Source organism: Pseudomonas ekonensis (genome assembly GCF_019145435.1).
Taxonomy (GTDB): domain Bacteria; phylum Pseudomonadota; class Gammaproteobacteria; order Pseudomonadales; family Pseudomonadaceae; genus Aquipseudomonas; species Aquipseudomonas ekonensis.
This window is the reverse complement of record NZ_JAHSTS010000002.1, coordinates 2420525-2432822: the sequence shown is the minus strand read 5'-3', so window position 1 is coordinate 2432822 and position 12298 is coordinate 2420525. Positions and strand designations below refer to the sequence as shown.

The 12298-nt window shown below is 64.9% G+C and carries 8 protein-coding genes and 1 pseudogene; 4 read left to right on the top strand and 5 right to left on the bottom strand.

Going from position 1 to position 12298, the window contains the following annotated elements; all coding sequences use genetic code 11:
* Positions 1-230 precede the first annotated feature (230 nt).
* Positions 231-1328, top strand: a pseudogene (locus KVG96_RS27915) (HAMP domain-containing protein); the annotation flags it as partial.
* A gap of 69 nt (positions 1329-1397) precedes the next feature.
* On the top strand, positions 1398-2183 hold the full coding sequence (locus tag KVG96_RS27910; protein ID WP_400835279.1) for a methyl-accepting chemotaxis protein: 786 nt from the start codon (positions 1398-1400) through the stop codon (positions 2181-2183).
* A gap of 127 nt (positions 2184-2310) precedes the next feature.
* Here KVG96_RS27910 and KVG96_RS23935 read toward each other — a convergent pair whose 3' ends face one another.
* From KVG96_RS23935 to KVG96_RS23915, 5 genes are all read right to left on the bottom strand, one after another.
* Positions 2311-2778 carry an SRPBCC family protein gene (locus tag KVG96_RS23935; protein ID WP_085694950.1) on the bottom strand — a complete coding sequence of 156 codons (468 nt, stop codon included), beginning with the start codon at positions 2776-2778 and terminating at the stop codon, positions 2311-2313.
* Positions 2779-2805: 27 nt separating this feature from the next.
* A complete protein-coding gene (locus KVG96_RS23930) occupies positions 2806-6222 on the bottom strand; it encodes a non-ribosomal peptide synthetase (RefSeq protein ID WP_217894220.1) in 3417 nt (1138 codons plus the stop codon).
* 13 nt (positions 6223-6235) lie between these two features.
* The gene (locus KVG96_RS23925) at positions 6236-7165 is read right to left on the bottom strand and encodes a diiron oxygenase (RefSeq protein ID WP_217894219.1); all 930 of its coding nucleotides are present in this window, start codon (positions 7163-7165) and stop codon (positions 6236-6238) included.
* Positions 7162-7935, bottom strand: coding sequence for a DUF3050 domain-containing protein (locus KVG96_RS23920; RefSeq protein WP_225927448.1), 774 nt, complete (start codon positions 7933-7935; stop codon positions 7162-7164). Before KVG96_RS23920 ends, KVG96_RS23925 begins: the two co-directional genes overlap by 4 nt.
* Before the next feature lie 754 nt (positions 7936-8689).
* Positions 8690-9400 carry a GntR family transcriptional regulator gene (locus KVG96_RS23915; protein ID WP_217894218.1) on the bottom strand — a complete coding sequence of 237 codons (711 nt, stop codon included), beginning with the start codon at positions 9398-9400 and terminating at the stop codon, positions 8690-8692.
* A 196-nt stretch (positions 9401-9596) separates the two neighbouring features.
* On the opposite strand from KVG96_RS23915, the gene lapG reads away from it, so the two are divergent.
* Together lapG and lapD are read left to right on the top strand one after the other, a co-directional pair.
* A complete protein-coding gene (gene lapG / locus KVG96_RS23910; RefSeq protein ID WP_217894217.1) occupies positions 9597-10289 on the top strand; it encodes a cysteine protease LapG in 693 nt (230 codons plus the stop codon).
* A gap of 14 nt (positions 10290-10303) precedes the next feature.
* Positions 10304-12250 (top strand): cyclic di-GMP receptor LapD, encoded by a 1947-nt coding sequence (gene lapD, locus KVG96_RS23905; protein WP_217894216.1) that lies wholly within the window; start codon positions 10304-10306, stop codon positions 12248-12250.
* The last annotated feature ends 48 nt before the right edge of the window (positions 12251-12298 follow it).

Genomic DNA, 12298 nt, shown 5'->3' with positions numbered 1-12298 from the left:
GAATTCCGAAACCCCAATTGCGAAAGCAGTTGGGGTTTTGTCTTTTCCGGGGCATGAAAGCCTCGGGCACCCGAAGATTCCGCCCTTTCGCCTTTCCGTCTGGCGGGAATCTGGCTGATATGCCATTCATTTTGTACAAAGCCCTAAGTTTTCTGCGCTCCGTGCCGACAGACTGATGAGACGTGCGTGCACCAAAGTAGAGCAGCCGCAGAAACGTTGCCTGCCAGCTAATGGAAATTGAAATCACACGGAATGTTGCATCTGGAACGCATCCCCACTTTTGGCATAAGAAGTCCCATGAAATGAATCTCAAGTTCAGCCATAAAATCCTCTTGGCCGCCTCGGGCGTCGTGGTGCTGGCGTTCGCGCTGTTCACCCTCTACAACGACTACCTGCAGCGAAACACCATTCGCCAGAACCTCCAGTCCTCCGTGCAACAGGCCGGTGACCTGACCGCCAGCAGCGTGCAGAACTGGATGAGCGGGCGGATCCTGGTACTGGAGAACCTCGCGCAGAACGTCGCCCACCAAGGCAAGGGCGCCGATTTCCCGGGCCTGGTCGATCAGCCTGCATTTACTTCGAACTTCCAGTTCACCTACGTCGGCCAGGCCAACGGCGTGTTCACCCAGCGTCCGGACGCGAAGATGCCGGATGGCTACGATCCGCGTCAGCGCCCTTGGTACAAACAGGCCGTGGCCGCCGACAAGACCATGCTCACCCCGCCGTACATGGCCGCCGTCGGCGGCCTGGTGGTGACCATCGCCATGCCGGTGAAGAAGAACGGTGAGCTGCTCGGCGTGGTCGGCGGCGACCTGAGCCTGGAAACCTTGGTGAAGATCATCAACTCGGTGGATTTCGGCGGCATCGGCCACGCCTTCCTGGTCAGCGCCGACGGTCAGGTGATCGTCAGCCCGGACAAAGATCAGGTGATGAAGAACCTGAAGGACATCTACCCGAACTCCAGCGTGCGCATCGAGAAGGGCAACCAGAACGTGGTGCTCAACGGCCAGGAGCGCATCCTGTCGTTCACCCCGGTCAGCGGTCTGCCGAATGCCGAGTGGTACATCGGTCTGTCGATCGACCGGGACAAGGCCTACGCTGCCCTCGGCCAATTCCGCACTTCGGCGCTGATCGCGATGTTCATTGCGGTGGCGGTGATTGCCGTGCTGCTGAGCCTGCTGATCAACGTGCTGATGCGTCCGCTGATCACCATGGGCCGTGCGATGCAGGACATCGCTCAGGGTGAGGGCGACCTGACCCGCCGTCTGGTGGTGGAGAGCAAGGACGAGTTCGGCGAACTGGGTAGCTCGTTCAACCAGTTTGTGGAGCGGATCCACGCGTCGATTTCCGAAGTCTCCTCGGCGACCCGTCATGTGCATGACCTGTCGCAGCGGGTGATGACCGCGTCCAACGCCTCGATAGTCGGCTCCGACGAGCAGAGCGCCCGCACCAACAGCGTGGCGGCGGCCATCAACCAGTTGGGCGCCGCGACCCAGGAGATCGCCCGCAACGCCGCCGACGCCTCGCAGCATGCCAGCGGCGCCAGCGAGCAGGCCGACGACGGCCGTCAGGTGGTCGAACAAACCATTCAGGCCATGACTGAGCTGTCGCAGAAGATCAGCCTGTCGTGCGAGCAGATCGAAACCCTGAACGCCAGCACCGACAACATCGGCCACATCCTCGACGTGATCAAGGGCATCTCCCAGCAGACCAACCTGCTGGCCCTCAACGCGGCGATCGAGGCGGCCCGTGCCGGCGAGGCCGGACGCGGTTTCGCAGTGGTGGCGGACGAGGTGCGTAACCTCGCCCACCGCACCCAGGAGTCGGCGGAAGAGATCCACAAGATGATCACCTCGCTGCAGGTCGGTTCGCGCGAAGCGGTCAGCACCATGAACGCCAGTCAGGCGTCCAGCGAGCAGAGCGTGGAGGTGGCGAACCAGGCCGGCCTGCGGCTGGTCAGCGTGACCAAGCGCATCGGTGAGATCGACGGCATGAACCAGTCGGTGGCTGCGGCGACCGAAGAACAGACCGCCGTGGTGGAAACCATCAACATCGACGTCAACCAGATCAACCTGCTTAACCAGCAGAGCGTGGCCAACCTCAACGAAACGTTGAAGGATTGCGATGCACTGTCGCAGCAGGCCAACCGACTGAAGCAGTTGGTGGACAGCTTCAAGATCTGATTGACTGGGGCTACCGGCCAATCGCGAGCAAGCCCGCTCCCACACCGGATCTGTGCCGTACGCACATCCTCTGTGGGAACGGGCTTGCCCGCGAAAGCGACGGTTCAGTCACCGCCGCCACGAAGCCTTACGCAAACAGCTTCAACACATTCCCCATCGCGTCATCGGCGAACCCCTGTACGAAGTCCTTGAACCCCGGCAGCGCCTCGGCGCCACCTGAAGCGGGTTCGGCGATGATCGTCCAGGTCGCCCGCGCCTTGCCCTCCCCCAGCGATTCCACGTTCATCGCCGCCCACAGGTTGGCCACGCCCAGGGTGTTGTAGATGGTCGTCCAGGTCATGCTCCGCGCCTGCTCGTCGCGGGAGTTGAGCTGCTCGACCACCACGTTGCCGTCCTTGAAGAACTTCTTGCGCAGCGAAGACACGCCTTCGCCGGTCATCTCGATGTGCGACAGCGCCGGGATGAAACGGTGGAAACCGGCGAAGTCGCCGACCACCGCCCACACCTGCGCGGCGTCCGCCGGCACGTGCACCGAGGACACGACGTGGCAGCCGTGAGGGTTCTTGATCAGGGTGTCGGGTTGCAGTGTGCTCATGGTGTTGCTCCTTGCTGTTGGGATGATTCAGATGAAATTGATTTCTTTGAGGTAATCGCAGCCGCGCCGCAGCAGCGCCGGTGACTTTTCCGGGTAGCGCGCGCCCATCTGCCGCACGCCGGCCTGGGCGTTGGCGTGGCCGATCAGGGAGATGTCGCCGATGTCTTCCTCGAAGCCGTTGAGGTAGAAGCCGAGCACGCCGAACAGCGCGTTGTCGGCATCGACCCGCCCCAGTTGCCGCTGCCAGTCGCTGACGCTGACCAGCGAAAACTCACGGCCGGTCTCACGGAAGGACGCCACGTACGCGTCCCAGCTCAGCGGCTCGGGGTTGTGCAGGTTGAACACCGCGCGCCCGGCGCAATGGCGGCTGGCATGGAAGGCGATGAAGCGGGCGAGGAAGTCCACCGGCATCAGGTCGAAGTTGAGTGCGAAGGCCGGCACCTGGCCCAGCTGGATCGAGCCCTTGAGCATCAGCATCAACCGGTTCTTGTGCGGCTGGCAGACGCCGCTTTGGCTGTTGAAGCTGATGTTGCCGGGGCGGTACAGATTGACCCGCACTCCACGCTCGCGCGCCCGTTCGAGCAGGCGCTCGCCGACCCATTTGGACAGGTTGTAGCCGTTGCGGATGTAGATCGGCGGTGTGGGCGCGGCGGGCAGTTCCAGCACCCGGCCCTCGGCGTCGACGGTGCTGGAGGCCGACAGGGTCGAGACGAAGTTGAACACTTTCTTGCTGCGGCCTTCGCACAGGCGCAGCAGCTCGAAGATCGGTTCGACGTTGTCCGCCGCCAGCGACTCGTAATCGAGCACGTGATTGACGTTGGCGGCGTTGTGCACCAGGGCGCCGAACTCGCGGTCGAGCCGTTCGAAGTCCTCGTCGGCCAGGCCCAGCTGCGGCCGGGCGATGTCCGCCGCGTACACCCGCACCCGGCTCAGATCCAGATGTTCGAGCCGGTTTTCCCGCAGCGCGTGGGCGAAGCGTTGCGCCGCCGTCTGCCCGCCGCCGTCGCGCACCAGGCACGCCACTTCGCTGGCCCCCCAGCCCAGCAGTGCCTCGACGATGTGCACGCCGACAAAGCTGTTGGCGCCGGTGACGATCACTTTGTGCACATCGCCCATGCGGCTGATCGGCAGAGGCTCGAGATCCAGCGTGCGTTCGGCGTCGGCCATGGCCTGGGCGCTGAGCACGGCGCTTTCGTCCGTGCCGCGCACCAGGGTGGCGAGCTTGGCGATGGTCGGCCGTTCGATGAAGCGGTTGATCGAAATGCTGCGGCCGAACTCCTCGCGCAGGCGCAGCAGCATGCGCGACAGCAGGATCGAATGGCCGCCGAGGTTGAAGAAGCTCTCGTCGGTGGAAATGTCGCCGGCCGGCAGTTCCAGCAGCTCCGCCCAGATCTCCAGCAGCAGCGCTTCGTCGGCGTTGGCCGGCAGGCTCTTCGGGCCGCTGGCCTGGACGCTCACCGGCAGCTCCAGCAACGCCTTGCGGTCGACCTTGCCGTTGCTGGCGAAGGGCATGTCCGCCAGTTCGGTCCAGGCCGCCGGCTGCATGTAGTCCGGCAGGAATTGCCGGGCGTGGGCCTTGAGCGCTTCCCGGGCCTCGCCCGGCCGCTGCTCCTGCGGCTGGGCAAGGAAGGCCAGGATCCGCCGCTGGCTATCGATCACCACCGCCACCTGGCGGTACAGCCGGCTTTCGCGCAGGCAGCGCTCGATCTCTTCCGGTTCGACCCGGAAGCCGCGGATCTTCACCTGATTGTCGCGGCGCCCGCACAGCTCGATGCCGTGCGCCCCCCATTTGGCCATGTCGCCGCTGCGGTAGGCGCGCAGTGTGCGGCCGTCCGGCAGCGCCAGCGTCAGGTAGCGTTCGGCGGTCTGCTGCGGGTTGTTCAGGTAACCCAGGCACACGCCGGGGCCGACGATGAACAGTTCGCCGACGGTCTGCTCCTCCACCGGTTGCAGGTCGTCGTCGAGGATCAGCACCTGGCTGTTGGCGATCGGCCCGCCGAGGGTGCGGTTGCTGTCGCCCGGCCGCAGGGGCCGGGCCGTGATCAGCACCGTGGCTTCGGTGGGGCCGTAGAGGTTGTGCAGCGTGCCCTGGCGGGTCAGTTGCTCGATCACGAACGGCTCGCAGACGTCGCCGCCGGTCATGATCTGCCCGACGCCTTGCAGCTGCTCCAACGGCAGGATGCTCAACAGCGCCGGCGGCAGAAACGCGTGGCTCAGTTGCCGGCGACGGATCAGCGCCACCAGTTGCAGCGGATCGCGGCGCTGGTCGGCGTCGGGCACCACCAGTTCGGCGCCTTCGAGCAGGGTGGGGAAGATGTCAATCAGCGACGAGTCGAAGCTCAGCGAGGAAAACTGCAGCACCCGGCTCTGCGCGTCGAGCCCCACGTAGTCGGCGTACCACGCGGTGAAGTGGGCGAGGTTGGCCTGGCTCAGCAGCACGCCCTTCGGGTGCCCGGTGGTGCCCGAGGTGTAGAGCGCCATGCACGGCGCCTCAAGCGCGGGGCGCTGCAGCATCAGCGGTTGCCCGGGCTGTGCGTCGCTCGGGTCGATGCGGCTGACGTCCAGCCCCGGCATCGAGCCGCCGAGCGGATGCGTGCCGTCGTGCAGCAACAGCGCAGCCCCGGCGTTTTCCAGGATGTACTGCTGACGCTGCAGCGGGTGGCTGGGCTCCAGCGGCAGGTACACCGCGCCGCTGCCGAGAATCGCCAGGATCGAGGCGAACAGCTCGCGGCCCTTGGGCAGGCAGAGGCCGACCACCCAGGGTTGCGGGCACTGTTCGAGCAGAGGCTGCAAGCGTTGGCGGATCGCCCGGCTGTGGGTGTGCAACTGGCCGTAGCTGACCGACTGCTCGGCCAGGTGCAGTGCCGGTCGTTGCGCGTGGTGGACCAGGCTCTGCTCCAGGCGTTCGATCATCGGCACCTGCGCCTGTTGCAGCAGCGCCGGGTTGGCCGTGGCGTTGAGGCGGTGGACGTAGGCAAGTGCGTCGAGGAACGTCAGGCTTTCCACCTGCTCGAAGTCAGGCGCGTCGGCCGCCGACGCATGCCGGAAGTATTCCGTGTCGCGGGAGAGGCGGCTGACCAGCAGGGTCACCTCATCCACGATCTGCGCCAGTGTCCGTCGGCGCAGGCTCTGACCGTTGCCGGACGGCTCGTCCGCCATCGGCACGCGGCTCAGCAGCCGCGTGCCGTGCAGGCACAACAGGTCGAGGGTCGGCAGGCCGCCGGCCCCTTTCGCGCCGATGCCCAGGCGCAGGGACAGGTGGGGTGTCGGGCCGAAGTCCTGCGGCGCGAGGCTGGCGTCGTCGATCACCAGATCCGCCGCCGGTCGCGGCTGCGCACGGCCATGCTTGAGCAGAACCTGTGAATGACCGTGTTGTTCAAGTTCCTGCGCCAGGTCGGTCATGGCCTGGCTGCAGCCGATCAGCAAAATGTCGAGGCGTTTCATGACGCTCTCCTCTTCAGATCAGGTAGTTGCGCAGGGCGTGCTGCACGCAGGGCGTGTCGAGCAGCGAGCTGTTGTGGAAAAACCGCACGATGTTGCCCACCAGCGGGTGGTGGCGGTTGATCGGGAACGCCAGCCCGGCCATCTCGTCCTTGAGCGAACGGCGCGCGGCCGCGCTGACCGGCAAGGCGTCGATCAGGCGCAGGTCGAAGGCCTTCTGGATGTCGTTGGTCAGGTAGTGGCCGATGAACACCGGCAGGATCTGCGCGATGCATTCGCGGTCCGCTTCGCTCGCGGTGTGCCAGTAGATGCGCACCATGCGCGCCCAGAAGCTGGAGTGGCGACCCTCGTCGAGCAGGTGGTCGGCCATCAGGCCCTTGATCGACGGCTTGACCGTGTCGTCCCGGGCGAACGCCGCCACGTCGCCGGTCACGGTGTTTTCGGCGATGGCCACGCAGATCAGTTCCACCGCATCGCGCAGGTGCTCCGGCGCCAGGGCCACGGCGGCCGGAATCGCCCGGCTCAGCTCGATCTCGTCGGGCAGGCCGATGGGTTCGATGCCGGTCATGGCCACGGTCTGCTGCATGAAATCCATCGCCACCAGCGCGTGGTAGTCCTCGTCCACCACCACGGTCATCGCGTCGTAGCGGCAGGCGAACGGGAAAGCCACGGCGAAGCGGTTCTTGGCGATGCTGCGGGCGGTCTTGTCGACGATCTCGGTCTCGAAGATCACCACGTCGTTGATGAACTTGTACAGCGTCTGCACCAGGGCGAAGTCGCGCTGCTCGGGGCACTCGCGCAGGAAGGTTTCGCTCAGCACCAGCGGTTGGCGGCTGAGGGGGTAGATCAGGCGCTCATCGTTCTCCACCACCCGGCGCGGGCGGGTGCGGATGGTGGCGCGGCTTTCCCAGGCATCGGCGAAGGACTGGTAGTCGGCGGCGTTCATGGCGTCACCTCCGCCTGCGGTTCATGCAGGCTTTGGCGCAGGCCGTCCCACAGGGCGATGCGGCTTTCCACGGCGGCCAGGGCGCTGGCGTAGACTTCGGCCTCGCGCTGCGGATCGCCCTCGACCAGCCGCGCCAGCAGTTGCTCCGCCGCCGGGCCGTGGTCTTCGGAATCGACTTCGATGTGCCGCTGCAGGTAGTAACGGAAGGTCGGGGCCTGTTCGACGCCGATGCCCCAGGCGTCGAGCATGCGCTGGAACATGGTCGGGATCACGCTCTCGCGACCGTGCAGGAACGCGGCGGCGACGCTGTGCCCCGGTGCGTGCAGGGCGGTGTGCAGCGTGTCGCGGACAAACTGCGCGGCGGCCGGATCGACCTCGACGCTCTGCAGCGCCACCTCATAGCTCACCCCTTCCTGCTGCAGCGCGACGAAGCGTTCCACCGCCGTGGTGTCCGCGCCGACTTCGCGCATGGCGTCCAGGTACAGTTCGAAATGGCTGTAATGGCCGTGGGCAGGTCGGTCGTCCGACTCCTCGCCGAGCACGATCTCGTTGATCAGCCGCGCAGCGTGCGGATCCCGTGGCGGCAGCCAGGGCAAGCGGGTGCAGGTCAGTTCCTGTTGCAGGCGTTTGGTCAGCGACATGAAGTCCCAGACGGCGAACACATGGGACTCCATGAACCGGCGCAACGCCGTCAGGGAGTTTATTTCGGAAAAGATCGGATGGACGCTGAGTTCGGCTTTCTTCAGGGAAAGTTGTTCTTTCGTTGGCATGATTACGAGCCTCTGGCTTATAGGGATATAGGGACTGCTCAAACAATGGCTAACAGCGGTGGATGTCTTTCTCTTGGCGAGCGAGAGCCTCATTCGGTTCGATGAAAGTTGAAGTTGAATATCTATCGCCTGGCTCAGGTAGACGGCGCCTGGCCGCTGCCTTTAAGGCCTACAGGGCCTGGATTGACGGAGCTCGATGGCGTCCGATTGCCTGGCGCATAAAAAGCTAATACATCACAAAACAACTTAACAAGTTTATTTTTGATTATTTTAAGTTGGCTGTTTCTTAAGTATGAGCAGGCCCGGTAAAACTTTTGATTTAAGTTTTACATGGGCGTAGTTGCTCCTTTCGGCAATAAATGGCCAAAATAGGTTAATAAGAGTGAATGCCTCACTCGAAGCAACTTTCTAACTGGGCGAATGAAATGTTTTGGGGGGGATGAAGTTGGGCTGGAACGGCGCCGTCGCTTCCTTTTCCCGTGACAAGGCTCCTTCCGTAGGTTCCTGGTGCGGGGACTGCGCCGACGGCGCGTCGCCCGTTCTTGATTCGGTTGGCGGTTCAAGGGTGCGCGTAATTCGGCGTCGCCGCTATCGTCGAAAGTGACTTGCTTGCGGTGCGAATTACGGGCGGGTTGAAGTTGGGTGGGGAGGTTAGAGCGCAGGCGCCGAAGTGCCACGGCAATTCACCGTGGCGGGCGGGGGGATTTGTAAGCGGGTGATTCGCCGGGCCGGTGGGCAGGCCCGGCGGAAGGGGTCAGCGGGCGGTCTTGCGGTTTGGCGCGGCGGAGCTGGCCAGGTAACGGGTGATGACTTCGACGCCGCGGTTGAGGTGCTGCTCCAGCAGTTTCACCGCATGCTCGGTGTCGCGGTCGCGCACGGCGTGCAGCAGCGCCCGGTGATCGTCCTGGGACAGCTTGCCCAGGCCCATGGCTTCGAGGTTGAAGCGCAGGAAGCGCTCCTCCTCGTTCAGGCCGTCTTCCACCAGGCGCAGCAGGCGGCCGTTGCCGGCCTTGCAGTAGAGCGCCATGTGGAACAGCCGGTTGAGCCGGCCGATCTCGGTGTAGTCGTGCTCGGTTTCCAGCTCGTCGATATAGCCGGCCGCACGGTCGTGGTCGGCTGCCGTGAGCAGGGGCACCGACTGGCGCAGCGCCTCGGACTCGAGCAGGATCCGCAACTCGTAGGTTTCCGTGGCGTCGCCCTGGATCAGCGGCGCGACCACGGCACCCTTGTGGGCCACCACGCTCAGCAGGCCCTGGGCCTCCAGTTGGCGCAACGCCTCGCGCACCGGCATGCGGCTGACGCCGAACAGGTCGGCCAGATCCTGCTGGCGCACGGCGGTGCCGCAGGGCAGGCGGCCGTCGAGGATCGCCGAGCGCAGGGTCTCTTCTATGATCGAGCGCGCCAGATGCGCGGGAATCGGCCCGTCGACCTTGATGCTGTGCAGCGGCTTGGGCTTCTGTGTCACAACTACGCACCCTGAATGACTACGGAATTTGGATCCAAAGGACACTAGTGATTGCTCTACAGGTTGTCAAACCATGTAGAGGAATCCCGTTACCCCTTGAGTTTAGCGCGCCGGAGATGATCTCAGGGTGCCATTGTCTTTTGCTGGGCTAACCTTCACCATCAGACGCTTTCCTCCCTGCCCTGGATGCCTTGCATTGGCGGTAACTCTCGCGATTCCCCGGATTGCGCGCCGGCTGGCCTGCGCGTTGCTGCTGGCCGGCGCCATGCTGGGCGGCCTGCATGCCGACTGGGATTTTTCCGCGATCAGCCGCAAGGCCACGGCGCTGTACGGGCCGCTGGGCGCCGGACAGCAGCGCATCGATGCCTGGCAGAACCTGTTGGCCACGCAAAAGCAGGCCAGCGAGGCGGACAAGCTCAAGGTGGTGAACCTGTTCTTCAACAAGCAGATGCGCTACGTCGAGGATATCGACCTGTGGCACGAAGTCGACTACTGGGAGACGCCCATCGAAGCGCTGTGGAAGGGTGCCGGGGATTGCGAGGACTATGCAATCGCAAAGTATTTCAGCCTGCGTCACCTGGGGGTCTCCAGTGACAAATTGCGCATCACCTACGTCAAGGCCCTGCGCCAGAACCGCGCGCACATGGTGTTGACCTACTATGCCACTCCCGACGCCATGCCCCTGGTGCTCGACAGCCTGATGGACCCGATCAGGCCGGCGGCCGAGCGGACCGATTTGCTGCCGGTCTACTCTTTCAACGCCGAAGGGCTGTACCTGCCGGGGGCCAAGGGCAACAAGAAGGTCGGTGACACCAAACGCCTGTCGCGCTGGCAGGATGTGCTGAAGAAAATGCAGGCCGAAGGATTCCCGGTCGAGACGACTAACTAGGAGCACGCGCTCAGATGTCCTTGTTCAAACAGCTGTTGATCGCTATCTGTCTGTTCCTGGTGGTCGCCTTCACCGGCAGCTTCATGGTCAGCCTGGAAAGCTCGCGCACCCAGTACGTCAACCAGTTGCGCTCCCACGCCCAGGACGCCGCCACGGCGCTGGCGCTGTCGTTGACGCCGAACATCGATGACCCGGCGATGGTCGAGCTGCTGGTCAGTTCGATTTTCGACAGCGGCTACTACTCCAGCATCCGGGTGGTGGACCTGAAGACCGACAAGGCCATCGTCGAGCGCAGCGGCATTCCGGCCGTCACCAATGTGCCGGAGTGGTTCGTCAGGCTGATCGGCCTGGAGCCGGCCGGCGGCGACGCGCTGGTCAGCCGTGGCTGGGAGCAGGCGGCGCGGGTCGAGGTGGTCAGCCACCCGATGTTCGCCCTGGCCAAGCTGTGGCAGAGCGCGTTGGGCAGCCTCGGCTGGCTGCTGGTGTGCGGCGCCGTCAGCGCGGTGCTCGGGGCCTTGCTGCTGCGCCGGCAGCTGCGCCCGCTCGATTACATGGTCAAGCAGTCCCACGCCATCGCCCGCCGCGAATTCCTCAGCCTGCCGGAACTGCCGCGCACGCCGGAGCTGCGCCGGGTGGTGCTGGCGATGAACCAGATGGTCGAAAAGCTCAAGGCGCTGTTCCAGGAGCAGGCCGAGCGCAGCGAGAAACTGCGCACCGAGTCCTATCAGGACAACCTCACCGGCCTTGCCAACCGGCGCTATTTCGAGATGCAGCTCAATGCCCGGGTAAGCAACCCGGAGCAGGCCAGCTCCGGCTATCTGCTGCTGTTGCGGGTCAAGGATCTGGCCGGGCTCAACCAGCGCCTGGGCGGTCAGCGTACCGATGAATTGTTGAAAGCGGTCGGCGAGCAGCTTTCCCGCGAGTGCGCCAAGTACCCGGAAACCCAAAACCTTGTGACGCGGATCCGTGGCGGTGAATTCGCCGTGCTGGCGCCGGGGCTGACGCGCGAAGAAGCGCTGCAACTGGCGCAGAGCCTCGACAGCGCCCTGAGCAGCCTGCACGCGACGGGCGCCACCGACGTGGCCGCTGTGGCTTCCATCGGCGTGGCGCCGTTCGCCCACGGCGACTCTCCGCAGGCGGTGCTCAGCCTCGGCGATCAGGCGCTGGCCCAGGCCGAAGGGCAGGGCGAGCAGAACTGGGCGTGCCTCGACCAGAGCCTGACGGCGGAGGTCGGCGACGACCACCACGCCTGGCACCGCTTGCTCGACCAGGCGCTGAACCAGCGGCGTTTCGGGCTGTTCTTCCAGCCCGTGGTGGCGGCGCAGGACACCCAACTGGTGCTGCACTACAAAGTGCTGTCGCGCCTGCTCGACGAGCAGGGCCAGACCATTCCCGCCGGCCGCTTCCTGCCGTGGCTGGAGCGCTTCGGCTGGACCGCGCGGCTGGACCGTCTGATGCTTGAGCGGGTGCTGGAGCAGATGGCCGGGCATGAGGAGTCGCTGGCGCTGAACCTGTCCTCGGCGACCCTGGCCGACCCCCAGGCGCTGAACAAGGTGTTCGAGATCCTGCGGGCCCATTCCAACCTCGGCCCGCGCCTGACCCTGGAGATCGGCGAGGAACAACTGCCGGAGCAGGCGGTGCTGGAGCAACTGACCCGGCGCCTGCGCGAGCTGGGCTTCTCCCTGAGCCTGCAACGCTTCGGCGGGCGCTTCAGCATGATCGGCAACCTGGCGCGGCTGGGGCTGGCGTACCTGAAGATCGACGGCAGCTACATCCGGGCGATCGATCAGGAAGGCGACAAGCGCCTGTTCATCGAGGCGATCCAGCGGGCCGCGCACAGCATCGACCTGCCGCTGATCGCCGAGCGGGTCGAGACCGAAGGGGAACTGTCGGTGATTCGCGAGATGGGGCTGTACGGGGTGCAGGGGCAGCTGTTCGGTGAGCCCGCGCCCTGGAAGTGAGGCTGGAGGGATTCGGCGCCCTCAAGGGCGCCATCCCGCCCACCGCAA